At 69.3% G+C, this 21104-nt stretch carries 27 protein-coding genes and 1 tRNA gene; 4 read left to right on the plus strand and 24 right to left on the minus strand.

Translation table 11 applies throughout. The annotated features are described in order from the left end of the window. Positions 1–385 precede the first annotated feature (385 nt). Positions 386–934 carry a DNA-binding protein gene (locus AB0D49_RS08050; protein ID WP_362752617.1) on the minus strand — a complete coding sequence of 183 codons (549 nt, stop codon included), beginning with the start codon at positions 932–934 and terminating at the stop codon, positions 386–388. 183 nt (positions 935–1117) lie between these two features. On the opposite strand from AB0D49_RS08050, the gene AB0D49_RS08055 reads away from it, so the two are divergent. Together AB0D49_RS08055 and AB0D49_RS08060 are read left to right on the plus strand one after the other, a co-directional pair. Then, positions 1118–1190: transfer RNA gene (locus tag AB0D49_RS08055), tRNA-Ala, on the plus strand. 483 nt (positions 1191–1673) lie between these two features. Further along, on the plus strand, positions 1674–2012 hold the full coding sequence (locus tag AB0D49_RS08060) for a helix-turn-helix transcriptional regulator (protein WP_362752620.1): 339 nt from the start codon (positions 1674–1676) through the stop codon (positions 2010–2012). A gap of 64 nt (positions 2013–2076) precedes the next feature. On the opposite strand, the gene AB0D49_RS08065 is transcribed toward AB0D49_RS08060, so the two are convergent. The 6 genes from AB0D49_RS08065 to AB0D49_RS08090 form a co-directional block, all read right to left on the minus strand. Continuing rightward, the gene (locus AB0D49_RS08065) at positions 2077–2301 is read right to left on the minus strand and encodes a hypothetical protein (protein ID WP_362752624.1); all 225 of its coding nucleotides are present in this window, start codon (positions 2299–2301) and stop codon (positions 2077–2079) included. Beyond that, the gene (locus AB0D49_RS08070; RefSeq protein ID WP_362752627.1) at positions 2298–2492 is read right to left on the minus strand and encodes a hypothetical protein; all 195 of its coding nucleotides are present in this window, start codon (positions 2490–2492) and stop codon (positions 2298–2300) included. The genes AB0D49_RS08065 and AB0D49_RS08070 overlap by 4 nt, the downstream gene beginning before the upstream one ends. Beyond that, positions 2489–2818, minus strand: a complete 330-nt coding sequence (locus AB0D49_RS08075) for a hypothetical protein (RefSeq protein WP_362752630.1) — start codon at positions 2816–2818, stop codon at positions 2489–2491. The genes AB0D49_RS08070 and AB0D49_RS08075 overlap by 4 nt, the downstream gene beginning before the upstream one ends. Positions 2819–2957: 139 nt before the next feature. Further along, positions 2958–4205, minus strand: a complete 1248-nt coding sequence (locus AB0D49_RS08080; protein ID WP_362752633.1) for a helix-turn-helix transcriptional regulator — start codon at positions 4203–4205, stop codon at positions 2958–2960. A 213-nt stretch (positions 4206–4418) separates the two neighbouring features. Next, the gene (locus tag AB0D49_RS08085) at positions 4419–5081 is read right to left on the minus strand and encodes an HNH endonuclease family protein (protein ID WP_362752636.1); all 663 of its coding nucleotides are present in this window, start codon (positions 5079–5081) and stop codon (positions 4419–4421) included. Between the two features lie 85 nt (positions 5082–5166). After that, positions 5167–5355 carry a hypothetical protein gene (locus tag AB0D49_RS08090; protein ID WP_362752639.1) on the minus strand — a complete coding sequence of 63 codons (189 nt, stop codon included), beginning with the start codon at positions 5353–5355 and terminating at the stop codon, positions 5167–5169. Positions 5356–5475: 120 nt separating this feature from the next. Here AB0D49_RS08090 and AB0D49_RS08095 point away from each other — a divergent pair, with 120 nt between their 5' ends. Then, positions 5476–5652, plus strand: a complete 177-nt coding sequence (locus tag AB0D49_RS08095) for a hypothetical protein (RefSeq protein ID WP_362752641.1) — start codon at positions 5476–5478, stop codon at positions 5650–5652. 93 nt (positions 5653–5745) lie between these two features. Further along, positions 5746–6372 (plus strand): hypothetical protein, encoded by a 627-nt coding sequence (locus tag AB0D49_RS08100; protein ID WP_362752644.1) that lies wholly within the window; start codon positions 5746–5748, stop codon positions 6370–6372. A gap of 217 nt (positions 6373–6589) precedes the next feature. On the opposite strand, the gene AB0D49_RS08105 is transcribed toward AB0D49_RS08100, so the two are convergent. The 17 genes from AB0D49_RS08105 to AB0D49_RS08185 all read right to left on the minus strand — a co-directional run bounded on the left by AB0D49_RS08105 (position 6590) and on the right by AB0D49_RS08185 (position 21092). Next, on the minus strand, positions 6590–6925 hold the full coding sequence (locus tag AB0D49_RS08105; protein ID WP_362752647.1) for a hypothetical protein: 336 nt from the start codon (positions 6923–6925) through the stop codon (positions 6590–6592). Continuing rightward, positions 6922–7332: a hypothetical protein gene (locus tag AB0D49_RS08110; protein ID WP_362752650.1), complete on the minus strand. Its 411-nt coding sequence runs from the start codon at positions 7330–7332 to the stop codon at positions 6922–6924. The genes AB0D49_RS08105 and AB0D49_RS08110 overlap by 4 nt, the downstream gene beginning before the upstream one ends. A 14-nt stretch (positions 7333–7346) precedes the next feature. After that, the gene (locus AB0D49_RS08115) at positions 7347–7613 is read right to left on the minus strand and encodes a hypothetical protein (protein ID WP_362752653.1); all 267 of its coding nucleotides are present in this window, start codon (positions 7611–7613) and stop codon (positions 7347–7349) included. Between the two features lie 12 nt (positions 7614–7625). Continuing rightward, entirely contained in the window at positions 7626–8429 is an 804-nt protein-coding gene (locus AB0D49_RS08120) for a peptidoglycan-binding protein (protein WP_362752656.1), read from the minus strand. 63 nt (positions 8430–8492) lie between these two features. Beyond that, entirely contained in the window at positions 8493–9137 is a 645-nt protein-coding gene (locus tag AB0D49_RS08125; RefSeq protein WP_362752659.1) for a hypothetical protein, read from the minus strand. A 13-nt stretch (positions 9138–9150) separates the two neighbouring features. After that, positions 9151–9405, minus strand: a complete 255-nt coding sequence (locus AB0D49_RS08130; protein WP_362752662.1) for a hypothetical protein — start codon at positions 9403–9405, stop codon at positions 9151–9153. Further along, entirely contained in the window at positions 9402–10493 is a 1092-nt protein-coding gene (locus AB0D49_RS08135; RefSeq protein WP_362752665.1) for a DUF5047 domain-containing protein, read from the minus strand. The genes AB0D49_RS08130 and AB0D49_RS08135 overlap by 4 nt, the downstream gene beginning before the upstream one ends. Positions 10494–10499: 6 nt before the next feature. Continuing rightward, complete coding sequence (locus tag AB0D49_RS08140) at positions 10500–12722, minus strand: hypothetical protein (protein ID WP_362752668.1); 2223 nt, start codon at positions 12720–12722, stop codon at positions 10500–10502. A gap of 10 nt (positions 12723–12732) precedes the next feature. After that, complete coding sequence (locus tag AB0D49_RS08145; protein ID WP_362752671.1) at positions 12733–17577, minus strand: hypothetical protein; 4845 nt, start codon at positions 17575–17577, stop codon at positions 12733–12735. Between the two features lie 27 nt (positions 17578–17604). Beyond that, entirely contained in the window at positions 17605–17940 is a 336-nt protein-coding gene (locus AB0D49_RS08150; RefSeq protein WP_362752674.1) for a hypothetical protein, read from the minus strand. Between the two features lie 80 nt (positions 17941–18020). Continuing rightward, positions 18021–18353, minus strand: coding sequence for a hypothetical protein (locus tag AB0D49_RS08155; RefSeq protein WP_362752677.1), 333 nt, complete (start codon positions 18351–18353; stop codon positions 18021–18023). A gap of 79 nt (positions 18354–18432) precedes the next feature. Beyond that, positions 18433–18993 (minus strand): phage tail protein, encoded by a 561-nt coding sequence (locus AB0D49_RS08160; RefSeq protein WP_362752680.1) that lies wholly within the window; start codon positions 18991–18993, stop codon positions 18433–18435. A gap of 81 nt (positions 18994–19074) precedes the next feature. Then, positions 19075–19494 carry a hypothetical protein gene (locus AB0D49_RS08165; protein ID WP_362752683.1) on the minus strand — a complete coding sequence of 140 codons (420 nt, stop codon included), beginning with the start codon at positions 19492–19494 and terminating at the stop codon, positions 19075–19077. Further along, positions 19491–19715, minus strand: coding sequence for a hypothetical protein (locus AB0D49_RS08170; protein ID WP_362752685.1), 225 nt, complete (start codon positions 19713–19715; stop codon positions 19491–19493). The genes AB0D49_RS08165 and AB0D49_RS08170 overlap by 4 nt, the downstream gene beginning before the upstream one ends. Next, a complete protein-coding gene (locus tag AB0D49_RS08175; RefSeq protein WP_362752688.1) occupies positions 19715–20131 on the minus strand; it encodes a hypothetical protein in 417 nt (138 codons plus the stop codon). The genes AB0D49_RS08170 and AB0D49_RS08175 overlap by 1 nt, the downstream gene beginning before the upstream one ends. Continuing rightward, positions 20131–20472: a hypothetical protein gene (locus AB0D49_RS08180; RefSeq protein WP_362752691.1), complete on the minus strand. Its 342-nt coding sequence runs from the start codon at positions 20470–20472 to the stop codon at positions 20131–20133. Before AB0D49_RS08180 ends, AB0D49_RS08175 begins: the two co-directional genes overlap by 1 nt. Beyond that, positions 20469–21092, minus strand: a complete 624-nt coding sequence (locus AB0D49_RS08185) for a hypothetical protein (protein WP_362752694.1) — start codon at positions 21090–21092, stop codon at positions 20469–20471. The genes AB0D49_RS08180 and AB0D49_RS08185 overlap by 4 nt, the downstream gene beginning before the upstream one ends. Positions 21093–21104 lie beyond the last annotated feature (12 nt).

The raw sequence follows: 21104 nt of genomic DNA on the forward strand, positions 1-21104 counted from the left end.
CGCTCCCGAGTTCCAGGCTCCAGGACCCTGCGCTCCCGAGTCCCGCGTTCCTGAACCCCGCGCCCCCGCGCTGCGAAACCTCACGCTTCCAACCCCACGCTTCCAACTCCGCGCTCCCGAAAGCCACGTTCCCGGACCCCCAGATTCCCGACCCCCGTGTCAGAAACCGCCCGTGTCCGCGTACCGCCCGTGTCCGCGTACCGCACAGTCCGCGTACCGCCCGTGTCCGCGTACCGCACAGTCCGCGTACCGCCCGTGTCCGTGTACCGCACAGTCCGCGTACCGCCCGTGTCCGTGTACCGCACAGTCCGCGTACCGCGCACCACAGGGCGCTCGAAGCCGTCCGCGATGTGAGCCCGTCGAGAGGCTCGCCCCGCGAGGGGTGTCAGCTCTGGTGGGACTGGTAGTGGGCGACCGCGTCCGAGGTGCGGCCGGCACCGTAGACACGGAGGAACTCGGCGAGTTCCGGGTGGCTGGGTGCCAGGGTGTCCGCGGCGTCGATGATGTCACCCGCGGCGGCCACCGACCGCAGCAGGGACTGGATCTCGCGGACCACACGCTTGACCGTCGGAGCACCTGAACTACTCGTGGTCTGTGTGGTGTTGCTCAGCACGGAGCCCCCTTGGGATTTCTTGATCTCGTCCATGCGGTCGGTGGCCTCGGCGGCACTCACGCTGCCGTCCGCGACCTGGCCCGCCAGCTCCTGAAGCAGCTGTACTCGCTGGACCACGGCCGGATTTCCGATCTTCGCCCGCTGACCGCTCATCAGCTGGGACAGCATCGGCGCGGAGAGTCCGAGGACCCCCGCGAGACGAGCCTGGTTGAGTCCCAGGTCGTCGATGAGCTTACGGAAGAGCGCCCCCAGCGGCTCCCCGTACCAGTTCCGCTGCAGTTCCCGCGCTCTTGCGGTGGCTTCCTGCTGTGCGGCGTCCATTGCGTCTCCCCATCGCTTTCCCCAAAACGGCGGTTCGCTGTCGCGAACCACGACAGGCATCTTACGGAGAGTGGTCGCCTGCGGGGACCCCCCAATCTTTTTGCGAGAATCCGGGGGCGACCCGGTACTCTGGTCAGCGGCGCCTGCCGGGTGCGGTTCGAACCGGTGTGACGCCTCTCTTCCGGGGCCTTAGCTCAGTTGGTAGAGCGCTGTCTTTGCATGGCAGATGTCAGGGGTTCGACTCCCCTAGGCTCCACCGCAGGTCAGATGCCCTCCGAGGTGTGTCCTCGGAGGGCATTTTCATGATCGAAGTCCGCATAGTATCCACAACCCCCAACGATCATGGTTTGCCCTATATCGAATCGGGGGACTTGATCGCTGTGGCCGGTCCCATAAGCCACTGAGCGGAGCGAGGACGGCGCGGCTCCCTCTCGCGCGTCAGACGAGGCTCGTCGTTACCTGCGGAACCCGGGTGGGGAGACCCGGTCCGCAGGCGACACCCCCCGCCGCATCCGTCGGCGGGGGGTGTTCGAAACAAACGTAGACCGCCCCACCCCAGGCCCGGGGTGGGGCGGCTTGCTCTGACCGAGTCAGAGCGCAGGATGACGCGTTCCGGCGGACAGAGGTACGCCGCACGTCATCCGTCATTCGCTGGTGCACATTTCTTTTGGAGTGCATCCAGCCAGTTCGAGGGGGGTGTCCCGGACGGTGTCGACTGCGGTCTTTGCGTGAAGCGCACATGACGATCACGCGACGGCCACAAGCGGACCTCGAATGCCGAGATCACAAAAAGCCTGCTGACAGCAGGCTGACTTATATTCACGCAGGTCAGAGCGTTTGTCGAGTGCCTCAAGACCCCACCGGCGACCGCTGGCTAGAGCATCGACAGCGCATCGGCAGCGTCATCCGGGACACCCGCATGGAACGCAACCTCACCCAGGAGGATGTCTTCCTTGCTGTTCCGATGAACCGTAGTTACTACCAGGACATCGAGGCCGGCCTTGGCAATCCGACGCTTGATACCCTGCTGGCCATCGCGTCCGCAATCGGCGTGCCGCTTGCAGATTTGGTGGGCTGACCGATCTGGTTAGGCGGTGTCCGGGTACCGTCCGCCCCTCGCCGACCTGAGGGGCGGACGGCGTCTATGGGGCGGCGGTCGGGTCCTTCGCAGCCCGGTACGCCTCCCACAGCTGGTCGGCCGTGACGCACACCTCGCCGTCCACGGCGCAGACGGGGCAGTCCCGGACGTGGTCGCCGTAGGCGAGGTACGCCCGCTGGGTGGCGGTGTACTCGATGTCCGCCCCGACGCGTTGCAGGTAGCCGGCGCCCCCGCTGCCTTCGCGCCATTCCCAGACGGCGGGGCTCATGCCGGCGCCTGTGGGTGGTGGCGTTTGATGAGGACGGTCATGTCGATCGCGCGGGTCAGATCCCCGGCGTTCTTCGCCTCGTCCCGTGCGGCGGCCCGCTGCGCGCACTCCTGGCAGTCGGCGGGCGGGTCGACCGGGGGTAGGGGCAGGCCGAGTGTGATCGGCGGCTCCTGGAATCTGCGGGGGTTCATGGCCGCCATCCGCGCATGAGGTAGCGGAGTGCCGCGCCGGTGGTGCAGCCGCCCGCGTCGTGGACGCAGGGCTGGCACTGGGGGGCGTGGTCCTGGAGTGCCCGCCAAGCGTGGGCGCCGGTGTGCTTGCGGCAGGCGCGGGGGAACCAGTGGCGGCCGTCGTCGTGTTGCTCGCCGAGGTCAACAGCGGTTTCGGCGGTGAGGGGGTTCTCGGTGGGGCCCCAGACGCAGACCGCGCCGCGCGCCTGGTCGGGCCTCAGGGACCCGAGTAGCGGGAGCGCGAGGAGGTCGAGTACCTCGGGCGGGATGGCGGTCTGGGTGGACATCGCTACGCCTCCGTGGTCACGGCGATCACAACAACACCGACCGTAGGCGCGCGCAGAGAGAGGGAACAGACACGTTCCGTGGCCGTACCTATACCGACCGCACCGGAACAGACACGGAACGTGTCCCTTTGAGAGCCCGTCAGCCTGCTCCGAAGAACTCCGCCAAGTCCCGCTGCCGTGCCGTCAGTCGGCGACGCTTCCCGGAAGCCAGGGTGCTATGGAACGTGTCCTCGGCCATCCTCTGGTGCCGCAACCACTCTGGGGTGTCGTCCATCAGCGACCACAAGATGTCCGTGGCCTCGCTGGGGCGGCGCATCATCGCGTTGGCCTGCGCCACGTCCAACATATGCCGCCGCATGAACAGTTTGCCCGCCCGCTCATTCGGCACGGGGAGACGTTCCGACAGGCGCAGTACACGGTCCGGGCGGTCCGCCACGAGCTGGTTCTCAATGCCCTGGAAAGCCACGGTTCGCCAATCGAACCGTCCCCAAGACGACTCGGCCAGGGCCTGCCCGCCGCCCAACGCAGCACCCGCAGTACGGCCGAGCCGCAGGATCTCCCGCGCCTCCCTCGGCCGGTTGTTCCGCGCGGCTGCGGCGCTCGCATGAACCAGCAACTTCCCCCAGGCGCCCAGAGACAGGCGTGTCGCACGCGAGATGCGGGGCTCAATCGCCTCCGCCGTGGCGATGGAGACCCGTTCCGCCTCGTCCAGCCTGCCCTGCCGCATCAGCAGCCATCCCTGCTGGTACACGGCGGCGGCCACGGCGCCCAGGTCGTCCACCTGGACGGCATCCGCGATTGCGTCGCGCAGTGCGATGTGCGCGAGATCGTAAGCGCGGACCTGGGTGAGGTACCGGCCTGCCATCTGAAGGACGTCGGATCGGACGCGCAGCGATGTGGTCTGGAGGGGGCCGCTACTGAAGTGGTTCACGGCCGCGTGTGCGGCGTGGACCAGGCCGGGGAGGAGTTCCGCTACCTCGTCGTATCGGTCGCGGTGGTAGGCGGCGCCGACCTCCCGGGCTGCGGACTGGAGCGCGGGGAGGTCGGGTTCGGCCCCGTCCGGATCGGCTGCCATCCGGCCCGAGAAGGTGATCGGGGGTGCGATGGCTTGCCGCAATGGCATCAGGTTGAGGTTGTCGTCGTCGCTCCGAGTCGTCGCGTGAGGTCCGGACGAGTCGAACAGCGTGCTGGTGCGCACGCCCAGGGCGCGGGCGAGTGCGTGGTAGGTGTCGAGGCGGGCCGTCCCGCCAGCTTCCAGTTTCTTCACGACTCCCAGACTGAGCCCTGCTCGTTCGGCCAGGCGTTCCTGTGTGAGGCCCCGGCGCAGGCGCAGATCGCGAAGGCGGTCTCCGGGGTGTGTGGGTGCGGTGTCGGTGTGCTCGGGCATACTGGACTCCGTTCTGACCTAGACACTCAGAACGGTACGCCTTGCGGCCCCCCTCGTAGGGGGGCCGTAGTGCTGTTGCTGGGCAGGCTGACGGGCAATGCTGGGTAGCCGCATCCCGAGCGCAGACACGCCAAAGCGCCCCCTGTCACGGCCGTGTGACCGTGGCAGGGGGCGCGGCAGCGCAACCCCGCTCGCGCGGGGACTGCGGCCACCCTACCGAGCGACCTCCCACGTCACCACGGAGTCAGTGCACCCGGCCGCGAGGTGGAACAGCCGGTCCAGCTCGGTCTCGTCCACGGCCAAGCTCCACCGCAGCTTCGTCGCGACCCACTCCGACGTGTACCGACACAGCGCACTCGCGGCCGGAGGCAGCCACTCAGCCGGGTCCTGATCCGCCTTGCTCCGGTTCGACGCCGCCGTCACCGCCACCAGACTCGCCGCCGCGCCCTGGTCGTTCGCGTACGCCTCCCGACGCGCCGCCGTCCACTCATCCGCACCCGAATCCCACGCCTCCGCCAGCGGCACCATGTGATCGATGTCCAGCGAACCCGCCGCCGTCACAAGCTTCTCGTCGTAGTACGACGTCCACTCGCCCCCCGTGAGACTGCACCTGGCGCCCACCGCCGGAGCCGCCACCGCCTCCGAGATCAGCACCTCCGCCCGGGTGTTGCAGCCGTCGGATGGGTTCGCGCCCGCGTTCCAGTGCTTAAACATCGGGCGCTCGTAACCGGTCCGATCCTCCACAGCGACCGGCAGCATGCCGACCGCCACCCCGAGACGGGCAGTATCGGCGGCCTGAGCAGGTGCGGGGAGAGCGACGAGGGACGTAGCAGCGATGGCGACAGCGGCGAGGCCGCGCAGTATGTTCTTGATCATGGGTCGTTGATAGCGGCGCACGGGAGGCGCACACTCAGCGATCGCCGCTCGCGCCCCCCGTGTGAGTGCATTCGTCATACCGGAACTACGGGGCTGTGCGCTCCAGGACCGCCTTCAGGCGATCCACCTCACCCAGCATTTTCGCGGCCTCATCCGGATCGCCCGCAGCCTCCCGCCCAGCCGCGAAACTCAGCAGCCGCACGGACTTCTCAAGGGCGAGACGCAGCTCCGCGATGAGCTGCTCGCGGTCATCGGGACGGTCGGACGAGGCCATGAACGGATCTCCTTGCAGAACTGACTATCTGACAGGCGTCAGGCTACCCAGAGGGTATGGCCATGCACCCCGCGTCAGTGGAATCGTCGCACCGGAGCACCGAGCCCCAAAGGAGCAGCCGTGCCCGCCAAGCGCCGCGCGCCCTCGACCTGCCCCACCGGCAAGATCCGGTACCCGGACCGGATTGCTGCCAAGCTCGCGCTCGCCTCGACCATGCGGGCCGGGCGGGACGAGAAGCGCGTGTACCGCTGCGACAAGTGCTACGGCTTCCACCTCGCCTCACAGGCAAAGAAGTAGCGCCCTCTGCGCGTATGTCACGACTCGATCACTACCGCACACTTCCTTCACAACTCCCCTACGTTGGGCCGACATTCATCCCTGGGGGGACCCATGCGCATACACACCGCCGCCGCCACGGCGGCCCTGCTCCTCGCGACCCTCACCGCTTGCGGAGGCGGCGGCAAGGGCGACGAAAGTGACGCCGCCGCAGCCGACCCGGCCGAGTCCGTCGACTGCACCAGCCAGACCATCGACCAGGCCGAGTGGACCGAACACTGCTCCGACGAGGTCGGCACCGGTGGAGATGGCACCGAGGACCAGCCCACCGAGTTCAAGTTCGGCGAGACATACACATGGCCCGACGGCCTCAAAGTCACCGTCACCGAAGCGAAGATCTTCACCGACTACAACGCCGACATGTTCGAGTCAGCCGACCCGGCCGCCACCGAGTTCCGGCTGCTCCTGAAACTGGAGAACACCGGCAAAGCAGCTGTGGACCTCGAGGAGCTATCGACCATCATCGACGGGGCGACGAACGGCGGCTCGGCGGCCAGCACCATCTTCCACAACGGGTCACAGCCCCTGGAGGGGCGACTGGCCCCAGGAGTGACGGCGACCAAGACCGACGACAGCGTGCTGGAGACGATGTACGGCAAGAAGATCGTTGTCACCGTGCAGCGCACCAGTGACGACTTCTCCCTCGACTACCCGGAGTTCACCGGCGAGATCACCGGTTGACCACACGACGAAGCGCCCCCTCCCGAAGGAGGGGGCGTAGATCATTCGCCCTCGTCGGGCGAAGGCCAGTCGGGCTCTACGAAGGGATGGTTCGACGGAGCCGGAACCGGCTGCGGGCCGACGTGGCCCAGACGCTCCAAGCTCCGCATGTCCGCCGCGGACTCGTCACGGCGCGGCTCCCGCGCGACGGGAGGTTCAGGCATGTCGCGCTCCAGTTCTACACGTCCATGTGGTCGAGGTAGGGGCGGGCGCGATCCGGGATCGGGCGCGGCGCCGGCGGTTCCAGGCCGGCACTGCGGATGTAGCCGACCAGGCTGCGCCGGTCATCGACGAGCCAGGCGATCGCCGCGCCCTGCCCGGTCATCTGCTCCTGCTGCTCCGTCTGCCGGGTCTCCAGGCGCTTGATCTCCTTGTCCATCCGGTCGGTGACCGTCGTGAAGTCGTCCCGCCGCTCCTGCCGCTTGGTACGGCGGGCGGAACGGGCCGCCACGACACCGCCGATCGCGCCCACCGCGGCCAGCCCGGCCTGCACCCACGTGTCCACAGCCGTCATGGGCCGCTCACTCTCTTCATGCGGGGCGGCTCGCGCCATCCCGCCACTACCAGCACCGGTACCGCGATCGCCGCCCACACGGCGGCAGCGACCCAGCCGCGCAGGAAGTCGCCTTGCAGCCAGGACGCGAGATAGCTGGCCATCCAGGGCAGCACGATCAACGGCAGGGCGAGGAAGCCGGGCCCGTCCACACCCTGCGGCATCCACGCCGACACGACCGCGATGATCCCGGAGGCCATCCACAGCCAGCCCCACACCTCCAGCGGCAGCAGTTGCATGGCCAGCTTCAGTCCGCGCTGGTCCGGCTGCGGGGAGATGAGTTGCCCGTACCCGTACAGGGCCCACACGCTGCCGTAGGAGAGGAGGATCGCGCCGCGGCGGCCCAGCATGCGGGCCAGGCGCCGCATCGCACGGCACTTCACTAGACACCTGAGGCGGTGGACGCGCTGTTCCTGGCGCCGACGAACTGGGCGAGGACGCCCTTGACAAGGGAGCCGACAGCGGCGAGCCCGGCCGCGCCAACGGTCTCCCAGAAGGATACGCTGATCATGTCGGCGGGCCCGGCGGCGAGCGCGACGCCCCCGGCGGCGACGAGGAACGTCCAGATGACGCGCTCGGCGAGATCCTTGGCATAGGTGGCCGCGGTCTTCCCGAAGGTGCCGGAATTGGGCAGGTTGATCTGGGACATGGAGTTCTCTTCTCAGACGTTGGGAACCTGGAGCTTGGTCCAGGTAGTCGGGCCGGGCGGCCACTTCGCGGCCGTGCCGGTGTAGCCGCACTTGCGCTGCCATGCCTCGTAGGAGTCGACGTCGGCCTGCCCGAGGGTGGGGCCGGGGCCGACCTTGTACCGTCCGCAGCCGACGGCGACGAGCCGCTTGCCCATCGCGGTGAAGACGGGCGAGACCTTTCCGAGGGCGGGCTTGCCGCTCTTCATGAAGAAGGACTCGCCGGGATACGGCTCGTACTTCGGCGTGGCGGGCTTCGGTGGCGCGGTGGGACCGCCGGGGCGGGGTGCGCCCCCCTGCACCCACGCGTAGAGGGGGCCGCCGGGGCAGGCGGTGGGGTAGCCGTCCCGGTGGCCCTTGATCTCTGTGCCTGCTCCGTGCTTCCGCAGCAGTTCGATCCCGTCGCGGATCGCGCCGAGCATGGCGTCTGTCGGTTCCGTCAGGCCGGAGGAGCCGACGAGGCCGACGATTGCGTAGTGCGTGCGGTTGAGGGCCTGGTTGCCGTTGGCGCCGGTCCGCTTGCCGATGCCGCGGCCTTCGAGGAGGAAGCCGTGCGGGCAGGCGGCGTAGTTGTAGGCGACGTCCGAGTATCCCTCGGCCTTGTTCGCCAGGTGAGCGCGGCGGATGTCCTTCCATAGGGCGATGCATCGGGCGTGGTCCGAGGCCAGTGCGGTGGACACTGCGGTGCCGGTGTAGTGGACCTTGACGCCCTTGGTGGCGGGCTGGGCGGGGGCGGCCGAGGCGGGCCATCCCAAAGCGGAGCGGGTGATGAGCTGCACGGGTGTCTCCAGGACATGAAGAACGCCCCGGCCGACGGCTCGGGGCGTGAGGGTTGGAGGGCGTCAGGGGGCAGGTTCGACCAGCAGCGCTCCGCCGAACGTCTCCGACGTGCTCGCTCCGCCGGAGCTGATATTCCACTGCGGGATGACCGTGATCGTCTCTCCGGCGGTCATCCCCGTCAGCATCAGCCGACGTGACCCCACGACCCGCCGTCCCTGGGCGGACAGGCCGGTTCGGGTGAGGTTGGTGTACGCGAAGCCGAGGTTGCCGGTGGCTCGCCAGGCCGCCCAGATCGTCGACGTGTCGGTGTTCGTGTTCGAGATCCCGGCACTGACGGTGACGTACGCGCGTCCGGACGGCGGCGCCACGAACACCGCACGCGGCCACGCCGACACCGAATAGTCGACGGTCACCTGTGTCTGGTTGTAGGGAGCATCCGACACCTGGAACGTCTGCACGGCGGGCGGCGGCCACGCCAACCAGGACCCGATGTGGTAGATCTCCAGTCGGCCCTCCGCCACCAGCCATGTCGTCATGCCCTCCGCGGGGGCGGTGAGCGCGGCACTGCGGGCGGAAGCAGACGCGAACCTCATGACCGAGCGGGCCGCGATGCCGTTGACGATGTCCCGGGCCAGCTTGGCCGCGTCCGGGGCATCCGTGAGGGAGGCGATACTGACGCCCTGCCCGAAGTCGTCCGTGGTGGGCATGTGGTGTGGCTCCTTAGCTGGCGAGCGGGCCGAAGGCGATCCAGTTGCCGCTGCTGGACTGGCTGATGACGATGACCTGCCCGACCGACGGGCTGGTGTAGAAGGCGAGGCGGCGCACCGTGATGCCGTCCGCGGTGACGGTGCCACCCGCGTTGACGGCGCTAACCGTTGCCAGCCTCCAGTCCGCGCCGCGCACCGACGGCGCCCGCTCGCCTGCTCGCTGCGCCTGCTGCTTCAGGGCCCAGGCGAGATCGCGGTGCACGCTCACGCGTCCTCCTTCGCGGAGATCGTGGAGATCGGGAAGGCGCCGCCGATGTCGAGCGGCACAGTGAACGCGGCGACCTGGTGGAGTTCCCGTGTGCCGTCCTCGTGCATCACACGCAGCACGTCCCCCGGTTCGAGGGCAGGGTTCGGCAGTGAGCTGATGTCGCCGGTCGCGTTCGGCGCCCTGGCCTCAGCCAGCTTCAACAGGGCCGCCTGCTGGCAGGCCGCGATCGTCGTCAGGGTGGAGGAGCCGTAGAACATGGGGCGCCGACCGAAGGGCCCGCCCCAGTAGGTCGGCGAGTTCGGGTCGTTGTCGGTGGCCAGGAACGAGACCGGAGCGACGTTGCCGGACGTGTTCTCGCCCCTGGCCAGTACGCCGTTGCACACGTTGTCGCTGGTCATGGCCCGGTTGGCGGAGACATAGACGCCGCCCTCGGTGGCCTCCACCGCCCACACGGGGGTCGCGGTGGCGAGATCGGGCAGCGTGCTGATCACGAACACGCCGTCGGCGTTCGGATAGACCTCGGCTCCGGCTGCCGCCGCGATCTCCTGCACGCCCGCCCACGGGTCGGCCTCCACGTCGAAGGTGCGTGCTCCAATGGGGGCGTCCGTGATCAGACTGGTGACGGCAGTGCCCGGGAGGCTCCGCTGGATGAGCGCGGTCACTGCGCTGACGACCGTGCCGGTGGCGGTGTACGGGGTCGTGAACCGGTCGTCCGCGATCACCGCCGACAGGTCTTTGCCCTGCAGCGTCGCGGGACCCTCGGAGACATCGCCGCCCACAGAATCGAGCCGGAACACGCCGAGCGGTACCAGTTCGCTGGTCCCGTCGCCGTAGTCGACTCCGCAGGCGATCCGCAGCCGAGCCCCGTAGACAGCGAGCTGATCATCCGGCGTCCGGGGGATCAGGCCCGGGTCGTCGGCGGTGACGGTGCAGGTGCGCCGGACGGCCTGCGCGCGGTCCACCGTCACCGAACCGCCCGTGTGGGCGATGTCGAGAACCGTCCCGTCCGTGAGGAACAGGTGCACAGTGCTGGCCGGGATGTGGCTGTCGGCAAGGCGCGCCAGGAACCGGTCGCTGACGGGATACACCTCAGGTCACCCCCTGCGGTCGAGGAGCACGTCCTCCCACGTGGCATACGTGGAGAGCACGTCGTCCCAGATGGCGAACTCGGTCAGTACGTCCTGCCAGGTACGGCCCGCAGGCCCGTTCACGCCGGTCGTGGTCGGCATGTCCGCTTCGGTCAGCGGCAACGTCCAGGCCCGCCACGACTCCCGGGCCGTCGTGGGCAGACGGGCCTCCGTGATCTGGGCGATGTTGACGTACATGTCGCTCACGCCCATACCGGGGACGCTCTGCCACAGCAGCGTGTTGCCGGAGCCGAGCAGCAGATGCAGCGCCTGACGCTCGTCGTCGCTGCGGGTCCAGATGGCAAGGTCGCCCTCCAGGCCCTGCCGCACACCGGACAAGACGACCTTGTTGCGCCGCCCCCGTACGACATAGGCGGCCTGTTCGATCGGCCGCTGCCAGTCCGGCGCCTTCCCTATCAGCACGCGCAGGTTGCGCTGCGGGTTGCCCGGGTCCTTCAGCCACGCCTCGCTCGTGTCGGCGAGGGTGAGCGCGACCGCCTCGGACGAACGGTCCGAGACCAGCGTCCCGTCGCCTTCACGGATCTGGACCCGGTAGCTGAACGGCGCCCCGATCGGCGCCTCATGATCTTCGATGATCATCAGGTCAGAGGCGGTAGGCACCCGGTCCAGCAGTCCGCCGGGTCCCCGCACCAGCGTCCTGGAGCCGTCGGCGACAATCCGGTACACACTGACGAGCTGGCCCGGGGTCAGCTCGCGCAGGGTGAGGGTGACGTAGCTGGCGTCCGAGTCCGCGGCGACAGCGATCAGCGGCAGCACCTGCCACAGGGCCACCGCGTCCACGTTCAGCACGCTGTTCGTCGCCGACGCCGTCGCCACGACTTCCACCGCGCCCTGCGTAGCCTCAACCGGCGCGACCGCGTCCGAGGGGAGCGCGTACCAGGCCGTGCCGGGAAGTGTGTACGAGGTGCCGGTCGAGGCGCCGAGGTCGGTGTTCTCGGCGTCGTACCAGCGCACCCGCACGCGGACGCCGGACCACGCCCCGGCATCCGGATGGACGTAGGCCTGGGCCCGCCAGTTCACCCCGGCCGCGACCGGGAAGCGGCCACTGCGGATGGTGGAGGCTGCTGCGGTGGAGGAGGACAGGGTGAGGGAGTAGGCACCGTCGAAGGCGTCCGCCCCCCAGGGCGCGCTTCGGGCAGCCGTTGCCGGGCCGGACACGACGCTCCAGCCTGCGAGGCCCTGCTCGAACGACGCGGACGCGTACGGCAGGACATTCCCGGCGATCAGGTCCGGTGCGGCGATGATCGCGACGGTTTCCAGGCGCAGGATCTGTCCCGCGCCCGCTCCGTCCAGTCCGGCCGCAAATCCGCACGTGGCTGCCGCCGCCGGTGCGGTCGCCGATACCCGCTGCCGGTAGATACCCGTGTCCGGCGGTGCCAGCGTCGACCTCGTCGCGGCCAGCTGGTTGCCGTTGACGTCGTAGAACCGCAGCTCTATCCACGCTGTCGCCGACAGTACCGGTGGCTGGAGATAGCAGTAGGCCAGATACTCGGCGCCTGCGGTGACGGTCGGCCTGTCGACGGACAGGACGGCCGCATTGCCTGCCGCGATGGCCGTCATGGCCAGGGTGTGGCCACCCGCAAGGTAGTTGGTCACGGACCAGTTCAGGACGGGCACCTGCCGGGACACCGTCGCGTTCACGACGGGAGTCCAGCCCGAGGCGTCGATCTCTGTGGACTCGGTGCCGAACGGCAACAAATTGCCGGTCGTACGAATCGGCAGGCCGAGGTAGACGTTCTCCCAGTAGTGGTTGACCGCGGCGCCGACCTCGGTGGACGAGAGGACCACCTGCGCGAACATCGACCCGGCAGGGGCCGCACCGGCGACGGACACGCGGTGCCAGTTTGGCGAGGAGCCCATGGTGGTGACCGACCAGGTCACGGCGATCTCGGTGTTGCGCCAGTTCTTCCACCGGATTCCGATCCGCTCCGGGACCACGCCGGCCGCATCCGCGAACGCGTAGTACACCGTCCCCGGTGTGACCGTGTAGGACGAGAGAGTGATGGCCTGCGTCTCGCCCGCTGCGACGGACTTGACGACGAGGCAGCCGTCACCGTTCCGGCCTCCGACGCCTTTCGCCAGGGTGGAGTTGAGCCTTGCGAGCCAGCCGGAGGTGTTCGGGTCGATGGATTCGGTGGTCGAGCTGAGGAGGTTCCCGGGGATCGGCAAGGGTGCCTCCTCAGCTCGCGTTGATGACGGAGATCAGTTCCTCGTTGTTGCGGTGGACGCGCACGTCGATGAAGTCCGCCAGCGCCTGGTCCTGGGTGTGGATCTCTACCGTGATCGGGGCGTCCGGGCGGGCGGCGAGCGCGTTGAACTGCGCCCCTGTCAGCACCGGCTCCGGCCGCCCGGTGCCGTTGTAGGCGAGATTGAAGCCGGGTTGGAGAAATCCGCCCGAGTCGTACGTGCCGGGCTGGAAGCCGTACCAGCTGGTGAACAGACGGTCGTTGTAACCGCGGGCGCGGGGCCCGACGATGACCCCGTCTCCGCCGCGAGACTCGACCTTGGTCTTGCCGAGCGTGCCCGCGGTGTGGCCGACCCCGGCATGGGTGATGCCGACGCGGAAAGCGGACTGCCCGTTCTGCACCCAGCCAGGCGGGGTGCTCCCGCCCTGGAAGGCGTGAGTCGACCAGCGACGGTGCGGCTTCTGACCGCGGATCACCGACTCGATCGCCGACATGAACCCCGAGCAGTCCCAGGACGGGTTGCCGTTGCCTCCCCACTGATAGGGCAGGCCGTTCTGGGATTTCGCCCAGGTGAGGGCCGCCTGGATGCGGGGGCCGCCGATGCCGCCCGCACCGCGTTTGTCCGCCTCCTTCGAATACCCGAACAGAGCGTCGATCATCGAATCGGGAATGCGGCGCAGCATCTGCCCCAGCTCCGTCGACGCGCCTGGGAACACCCTCAGCAGCGGGTCGACGACGTTCTTGACGCCCGCCCGCGCCGAGGCCTCCAGGGTGTCGGTGAGCCAGCCCGCGCCCGCTTTGATGCTATTCCAGGCGGTCGACCCGGCGCCGACTGCGGTCTTGGCAGTGTCCTTGATCCAGCCGAAGATACCTCCGTCGGCGAACCGCTGCACGACGCCGCCGCGGGCGTATCGCAGTGACCTGTCGACAGGGGTGTCGGGGTCGCCTCCCAGGAGAGGCGCGAGGGCGCGGCGGACGCCAGCCGCGCCTGAGGAGCGGGCGATGCGGTTCATGGTGCCGACGAACCCGGCGCCCGCACCGCGGGTGAACTCGGGGCGCATGATGGCTTCGCCGCCGCTCATTTCGAGCGCCATTCCAGACGGGCTGTAGAAGCGGTGCGGGTCGCGGCCCGGGGTGTAGCCGGGCAGGATGCCGCCTTGGGCGAACACGAACCGGTCCAGCTTCGGAGCGCCGAAAGCGCTGGCCACGGCGTTCCAGACGCCTCGGATGCCACGGTTGTACACCACGTCGACGACGTACTGGACGGGCTCCCGGGCGATGACCTTGATCTTGTCCCACGCGGTCTTGATGAGTTTCCGCGCATCCTCGAAGCTGCCCCCGATTCGGCGGACCGCTTCCTTCAGCGCCTCGAAGACGGGTCTGATCCGGTCGGTCCACACGCTGGAGATCCGGCCGCTGATGTAGTCCCACACCGGCCGGATGATCTTGTCTCGGAGCCAGCGGAAATAGTCACCCACACCGGTCACACCATCGATGAGGAGACGGAACAGCGGCTTGATCACGGTCTCCCAGGAGAACCGGATCGTCTCTCGGATACCGCGCCAGACGGGCTGGATGACCTTCTCGTAGATCCAGGTGAAGACACCGGCGAACGGACCGCTGATGAAGGCGATGATGTCCGGCAGGATGCTGTGCCCGATCAGGATGTCGTAGAACCACTCGAACACGGCGACGATCAGCTTCACCGCGCCGTCGACGACCCACGCCAAGCCCTCGACGACCGGCCCGACGATGTCGGTGATGAAGGAGACGAACGACGTCAACCACCCGATCACCGTGGTGATCGCGCCCGTCAGCGGGCCGACAAGGGTACCGACGAGACCGAGGAGCGGCGGCAGCAGCCACGACAGCACGTTCACCGCCAGCGCGACCACCAGCGTGACCAGCTCCGTGAGCGGCGGCACGATCGGCAGCAGCGCCAGCGCCAGATCCACCCCGGCCTGCACCAGCTCCAGGAGCGACGGCAGCAGCTCCATCAGGACGCCGCCCGCCATCTCCAGCACCATTCCCACCAACTCGCCGATCACCGGCAGCAGCGGCCCGAACGCCTCCACTAGCGACAGCAGCGCGCTCGACAACGGCGGCAGAACCTCCGCCAGCGTGCCCGCGAGCAGCCCGGCGAACTCCCTCAGGACAGGGGCGATATCGGCGAGCGTCGGGGCCAGCGACTGCACCAGGACGGTCACCAGCTCGACCAGCGGCCCTGCGATCCCGAGGACCGCCTCGGAGATCGCGACGAAGAACTCCGCGACGGCTGGCAGGATCGGAAGGAGCGCCTCCAGCACTGCGGTGACCAGCTGCACGCCGACCGGGATCAGCGGCTGCAGCCCCTCGACGAGAAGCATGGCGGCGTACGCGACGCCGATCAGTGGCTCCGTCATCAGCAGGAGCGCGGCACCGACCGCTTCGAGGGCCTGCCTGATCACCGGCAGCAGCGGCTCCAGCGCCGCGAACACGACGCCGACGAGTTGGACGCCGATGTCGACGAGCGGCCCGATCACCGGCAGCAACTGCGCCAGGGCAGTCGCGAACACGTCCGCGACGAGCTGCGCGACCTGCGCGAGCAGGCCGATCAACGGCTGCAGCATCGGCTGCAGCGCCTGGAACACCCCGGCCACCAGCGTGCCGATCTGCACCAGTGCAGGCGTCAGCGCCGCCACCGCCTGCAGCAGCGGCCCCACCAGCAGGTTGATCAGCTGGGTTGCGACCGCGACGACCGGCTGCAGCGCGGGGGCGAGCACCGCGATCACCTGACCGATCAGTGCGGCGATCGGCTGCAGCAGCGGCATCACCGCCTGGACCAGCTGCACGATCGCCGTGCCGATGGTGACCAGGGCCGGCGCGAGGGCCTGGACGATGGGCAGCAGCGCCGCGCCGAGGCTGGCGGCGAGCTGCTGCAGGACCGGGCCGAGCGCGGTGGAGAGCAGGGCGATCGGTTCCGCGATGGCCGCGAGCAGCGGCACCACGGCCTGCACGACAGCCCCGATGACGGGGGCGATCGCGCCGACGATCTGTGCGACTGATGAGAACAGGCTGCGCAGTTGGGCCTGCATCTGCGGTGCGGCGAGGATCTTCTCCAGCTCGCCGAACACGGCGCCGAGTGCGCCCACGATCTGCGCGCCTGCGTCGGACGCGGCCTTGAAGATCTGGGAGACGGTGCCGAAGATGTTCCCGATCAGCGTCCCGAACTGGGACAACACCGCGAACGCCGAGCTGATGGCTTCTTCCAGGCCGCCAGATTCGAAAGAGGCCGCGATGCCGTCGGAGAACGAGGTGACAGCCCCGGCGAACTGTGTGAGCACGGCGTTGAACGCGGGCTGAGCGGCGACCGCGAGCTGACCCCAGACAGTGATCAGCTGGCCGGGTACCTTCTCCAGCGCTTTCAGGTTGTCCGTCGCACCAGCGAGGACCTTGTCCAGGAGCCCGGTACGGGCCATCTCCGTGATGGCGCCGGCCGCGTTCTTCGCGATGGAGTTCCAGACTCCGGCCGTGGCCGTGAGCTGCCGCTGCAGCACCGGGATGGTGGCCCGGCCGAGTGTGGTGACCGTGTCGTCCAGGCCCTGGAAGAGGGCGTCCTGGACGCCGAGGCGCATGTCCTTCCAAGCGGGAGCCAGCCCCTGCACCGCCCGCACGAACGACTGCGCGTTCGGGGCGAGCTTCGCCATGGCCTGGTCGAGCTGGGAGGTCTGCGCCGCCGCGGCGGCCTGGGCGTCGGCCACCGCCGCTGCGGCCTCGGCCACGGCGCGCTGGGCGTCCTCGACCTGCCGCTGCCCGTCGGCACGGGCCTTGTCGGCGCCCGCCTGCGCCTCGCCGAGCGCCCGCTGCGCGTCGGCGATGTCACGCGCGGCGTCGACACCGGTACGCCGCGCCTCTTCCTGTGCCTTGGTGAGAGCACGCTCGCGGTCCGCGACGGTCTGGTTGGCCGACGCGACCTGCTCGCGGGCCCGCTGCATCTGCTCGGAGCCTTCGACGCCCGCCTTGTTCGCCTTCGCCGTCTCGTCGGCGAGACGCTTCGTCTCCTCCCGCTGCTCCTGCAGGTTGAGCTTGGCCCGGTCCCGCGCGATCTGCAGCTTCTCCAGCTGCTGACCGGTCACGCCCGGGTTCTGCTGGGCTGCGCGGAGTTCGTCCTCCGCCTCCTTCAGCCGCAGGACCGCCTCGCGCTCGTCGAGCCGGGACTCGGCGAGCTGCTGGTTCATGTCCTTCAGGGCCCGCGTCGCGTCGTCGCGGGCATCCGTGAGGGACTCCTGCGCCTGACGGGCGTCGACCTGCGCGTCCCGCAGATCACGCTCGGCGTCGCGGACGTCCTGAGCCGCATCCCGCTGCCGCTGCGCGGAGTCCTCCACCGTCCGCGCCAGCGCCCGTTCGGCGTCTGCGACGGCCCGCTGCGCCTCCTGCACCCGCTCCGCAGCCTGCACGCGGGCATCGGCCAGCCCGCGCTGGGCGTTCGCCAGCCCGCGCTGAGCGGACTCGACGGCCCTGGTCGCCGACGCCGCCGAGGCGGCCTGCGCAGTGCCGTCCGCGAACGCCGCCTTGAACGCGTCGCCGACCCCGGACAGGCCGAGCTTCAGGGCTCCCGCCGCAGCCGCGGCTGTCGACAGCGCGGGCGCGAGGGCCGCTGCGCCCGCCGCTGCCGACGACAGGTTCGCCCCGATCGCGACCCCGGCCAGCACTCCGACGCCTTTGACACCGGCACCGAACGCCTTCGCGAACGTGCCCGCGCCCGACTTCCCCGCCCGGGAGGCTCGGGAGTTGACGGACTGGGTCCAGTCGCCCTCGAACTCCGGCCGGATACTGACGTATCCGCGTCCGACAAGCACACCAGCACCGGGCACCGCGCACCCCCGTCACTGGTTCGCGGCGGGCCTCCCGAAGACCTGCGCCAGTTGTTTCGCACCCGAGCCGTGGCGACCGCCGAAGCGGATGACGTTGCCGTGCTTCGGCTCCTCGACCCCCGGCCGGGGAATCGGTTTCGGCGGCTTCATGCGGCCCGTCTTCTTCGGGTCGCCCCCCACCTTCATCGTGACGAAGGTGTTCTCACGGATGGCGTCCACCGCACTGGCCAGCAGCAGCCGGTCCAGCGACCAGGCGTCCTCTTCCGCAGTGGAGCCGCGGACTGCGCGCGCGGTCGCCGAATCGGTGGGCAGATAGCGGAGGAAGACCCGCAGCTCGCGCCAGGACATCTCCCCCCGGTACAGCTCCAGCAGGGACCGGCCCGGCCAGTACCGGGCGATGTCCCACTCGACGGCCTCCCCGTGCTCCTCTAGGAATCGGCGGAGGCCGGAGATTCCCCCGGCTCGACTCCGGAGCGCTTCTGCCACTCCTGCGCGATCAGCTCCAAGTCGCCGAACGTAAACCCGGCGGCGTACATCTCCTTGACCTTCTCGGCGCCGAGGAGGTCCTTGAGGACGGCGACAGTGTTGTCGAGGTCGCCGACGCGTTCTTGCAGCTCGAACGGTAGGGCTTTGATCGGCGGGAGGGTGAAGGTGACGTCGAACAGGTTGTAGGTGGTCGCCTTCGGCAGGGCGTCGCGGCGCTGCTTGGCGAGCGAGTTGAGGTCGACGACCTCCGTGCCAACCGTGGTCTTGCTGGGCATCCTGAGTCTCCTCGCGGGTGTAGCGGGTTGGGGCCCGGCAGGCGCGACCCGCATGGCACGCCTGCCGGGAGACGGTGGGTTACGCCGCGCCCCAGGCAGGGTCGTTGGACAGCCACACGGCGATCTCCGGGGCGCTGTCGGCGTAGGCGGAGACGGTCATACCGAGTCCGGCGGCACTGGAGCGGGCCAGGGTGATCGCCTCACGGTCGGTGACCTCACCCCGGGCGATGACCAGGCGGTTCTTGATGTCGCCGTCGATCCACTCCAGGCCGATCGCACGCTCGTCGGGCTCCGGCGCTGCCGGGATGGCGAGCTTGTGCACGGTGCCCGACACGTCGGTCATCGTCGCGGAGGGGAAGTACAGGGTGACGGTGGCGGTCTTCAGCTCGATCGCGGTGAAGGCCAAGGTCATGTCGACCCCCGTCAGCACCTTCCGCACCGGAGACAGGCTCTGCCAGGCGTTGATGTCCTCGGTCTCCGTCGAGTACGACATCTCAACGCCGTCGTCGGACAGGTAGCCGAGATCCGTCCAGCCCGCCGCCCACGCGGCGTCGAGGTCGGCGGGGGCGGTCGTGCCCTTCGGGGCGATGTAGATCGATCCGTTGAGACCGACCCTTACGTTGTCGGCGTCGTTCGCCACGGGATGCCTCCAGGCATAGCGAGGACCCGCACGGCCGGACGCCGACGGGTGAAAGCTGACGGGGGTGCGGGTTGGGTGCTGCTAGGCGGGACGGACCACCATGTTCATCACGAGCACGTAGCGGGGAATCGGGTCCGTCTCGCTCGACGGCTGGTAGGGGAGCCAGATCAGCGATGTCTCGTCGACGCCGTAGATGCGGGCCGAGCCCTGCACCGTGCCCTGCGCGGCGATCAGCTGCGCGGAGACCTGAGCCGCCAGATCGCGGGCCTGCACCTTCGTCGCGGCGAGGACGTCGATGTCGAGAGTGCGGTCGGCGGTGACCGGCTTCTGCCGTGAGCCGCCGCCACCGAGCGACACCGCCACGACACCCGCCGCAAGATGGCTCTCCAGAGCTTCAGGCCACTCGGTGCCAACATTCGTCCCCGCCGCCAGAACGGATCGCAGATAGACGGTGGCGGCCAGTTCGACATCGGGCATCGCCACCGCCTGCAGCCCGCTCACCGCTTCCGCCGGGCGGACGGAACAGGATGAACGGCCTCCGGCTCGCTCGCGTCATCGACGGCCGCAGCCCTGTCGGCTTGCACGGTGCCGCCGACCGTGGAGCCGAGGACTTCGGCGACGAGGCCGTCCCGGCGCATCGCCTTCAGAGCAGCGCCGTCGACGTCGAGTTCCTCGCCGGGGGCCTTGTCCCCGTACCAGGTGGCGAGCTTGATCCGGGGCATCAGGTACTCCTCAACGCATCCAGGGCACGCCCGAGCGGACGGTGCTTCGGGGAGAATCCGCGCTGCGGCCTGCGCCGCCGCGACGCGAACCGGCCACGGCTGTCACGGGCCCTGCTCGGCGACGATCCCGTCCCGAACTCGACCTGCAGCGCCCACGGCGCAGCAGCACCGAACTCGGCACGCCAGCCGCTCGGCCCCGCGTGGGCCCCGGCGTAGATGCTGTTCCTGTACTCGCCGTGCCGGGACACCGACGGCTTCCACGTGGGACCGCTGTACGACGGCGCAACCGCGCGTGCAGCGGCGGCGCCCTGCTGGGCGATTCCCAGCAGCAGGGTGTGCATCTCCTCGCTGCTTGCCAGTTCCTGGAACATCCGGGGGTTCGGCACGTAGCGCACCCGTCCGCTCGCAAGCGGCATCAGGACACCTCCTGTAGATCGGCTTCGATGTGATGGACTCCACCGCCGGGCGCGGGCCAGCGGGCCACCTTGCCCGTCACCTGCAGCGTCATCCCGGCCATCTCCACTCGGTCCGTCTCCCGCAGATCGAGATCCATGCCGCGAGGGGTGAACAGGCGCCAGCCGGTGACCGTGACTTGCTTGTCCTCTGTGTCCTCGGCCGAGCCGCCGTGTGGCTGGGCGTTCACTCCCGACACGGTCGTACGTGCCGCGCCAGCCCAGTCCGGCTTGTTGTTGCCGTACTCGTCGGCGAGGATGCCCGGCCGGACGATCACGATCGTCTGTGTGTAGAGCAGGCTCATGACGCGACCACCGAGAACGCGGCACGGCGGTAGAGGCGCAGGTCCTCCTTGTGCTGGCGGGTCAGCTTGGCGTTGCCGATCGTCTCCGACGCGTACGTCACCGATTCACCGCCGACAGTCTCCGACCGCAGCCCATTCGGGTTGGTCAGATTCGTCGTCGCCAGATCGAGCACGATGTCGGCGATGTCGTCGGGGACCTCGGCGTAGCCATGGCTGTAGACGACCCGTACCCGGTCAGCCCACACGCCGAGCGTGCGGGACCACGGCCAGCCCATGCTCCGGCCCGGCGCCTCGAACGGGTAGCCGCGGGTCAGCTCACAGCCCACCCTGGTGAAGTCCCGTCCCTCGACGGCCGGGACCTCGACGCCGGCCATGTCGATGAGTTCGACAACCGCCAGCGGATGGGCATCGTCGACGACGACCGGCCGCTGTGGAAGGACGAGCACCCGCTCGCCTCCCCGCAGCAGGACGGTGTCGCCTGCTTCGAAGGTGAAGTCCTGCCGCGTGTGAGCCCGGACGCGTGCGGATGCCCGTCGAAGGGCCAGCTCCATCGCCGCCGGGGAGCTGGACACTCCCGCGGCCTCCAGGTCGTCCACCGTGGCCAGCGCAGGGAGTGCCATGGCGGCCTCCCC

The sequence above is a fragment of the Streptomyces sp. NPDC048290 genome, assembly GCF_040652095.1.
Taxonomy (GTDB): Bacteria; Actinomycetota; Actinomycetes; order Streptomycetales; family Streptomycetaceae; genus Streptomyces.

Bases quoted from the DNA above. Each gene is read 5' to 3' on its own strand.
- AB0D49_RS08050 (WP_362752617.1), bottom strand. From the start codon at position 934: ATGGACGCCGCACAGCAGGAAGCCACCGCAAGAGCGCGGGAACTGCAG.
- AB0D49_RS08060 (WP_362752620.1), top strand. From the start codon at position 1,674: ATGACGATCACGCGACGGCCACAAGCGGACCTCGAATGCCGAGATCAC.
- AB0D49_RS08065 (WP_362752624.1), bottom strand. From the start codon at position 2,301: ATGAGCCCCGCCGTCTGGGAATGGCGCGAAGGCAGCGGGGGCGCCGGC.
- AB0D49_RS08070 (WP_362752627.1), bottom strand. From the start codon at position 2,492: ATGAACCCCCGCAGATTCCAGGAGCCGCCGATCACACTCGGCCTGCCC.
- AB0D49_RS08075 (WP_362752630.1), bottom strand. From the start codon at position 2,818: ATGTCCACCCAGACCGCCATCCCGCCCGAGGTACTCGACCTCCTCGCG.
- AB0D49_RS08080 (WP_362752633.1), bottom strand. From the start codon at position 4,205: ATGCCCGAGCACACCGACACCGCACCCACACACCCCGGAGACCGCCTT.
- AB0D49_RS08085 (WP_362752636.1), bottom strand. From the start codon at position 5,081: ATGATCAAGAACATACTGCGCGGCCTCGCCGCTGTCGCCATCGCTGCT.
- AB0D49_RS08090 (WP_362752639.1), bottom strand. From the start codon at position 5,355: ATGGCCTCGTCCGACCGTCCCGATGACCGCGAGCAGCTCATCGCGGAG.
- AB0D49_RS08100 (WP_362752644.1), top strand. From the start codon at position 5,746: ATGCGCATACACACCGCCGCCGCCACGGCGGCCCTGCTCCTCGCGACC.
- AB0D49_RS08105 (WP_362752647.1), bottom strand. From the start codon at position 6,925: ATGACGGCTGTGGACACGTGGGTGCAGGCCGGGCTGGCCGCGGTGGGC.
- AB0D49_RS08110 (WP_362752650.1), bottom strand. From the start codon at position 7,332: ATGCGGCGCCTGGCCCGCATGCTGGGCCGCCGCGGCGCGATCCTCCTC.
- AB0D49_RS08115 (WP_362752653.1), bottom strand. From the start codon at position 7,613: ATGTCCCAGATCAACCTGCCCAATTCCGGCACCTTCGGGAAGACCGCG.
- AB0D49_RS08125 (WP_362752659.1), bottom strand. From the start codon at position 9,137: ATGCCCACCACGGACGACTTCGGGCAGGGCGTCAGTATCGCCTCCCTC.
- AB0D49_RS08150 (WP_362752674.1), bottom strand. From the start codon at position 17,940: ATGTCCTGGCGCGAGCTGCGGGTCTTCCTCCGCTATCTGCCCACCGAT.
- AB0D49_RS08155 (WP_362752677.1), bottom strand. From the start codon at position 18,353: ATGCCCAGCAAGACCACGGTTGGCACGGAGGTCGTCGACCTCAACTCG.
- AB0D49_RS08170 (WP_362752685.1), bottom strand. From the start codon at position 19,715: ATGCCCCGGATCAAGCTCGCCACCTGGTACGGGGACAAGGCCCCCGGC.
- AB0D49_RS08175 (WP_362752688.1), bottom strand. From the start codon at position 20,131: ATGCCGCTTGCGAGCGGACGGGTGCGCTACGTGCCGAACCCCCGGATG.
- AB0D49_RS08180 (WP_362752691.1), bottom strand. From the start codon at position 20,472: ATGAGCCTGCTCTACACACAGACGATCGTGATCGTCCGGCCGGGCATC.
- AB0D49_RS08185 (WP_362752694.1), bottom strand. From the start codon at position 21,092: ATGGCACTCCCTGCGCTGGCCACGGTGGACGACCTGGAGGCCGCGGGA.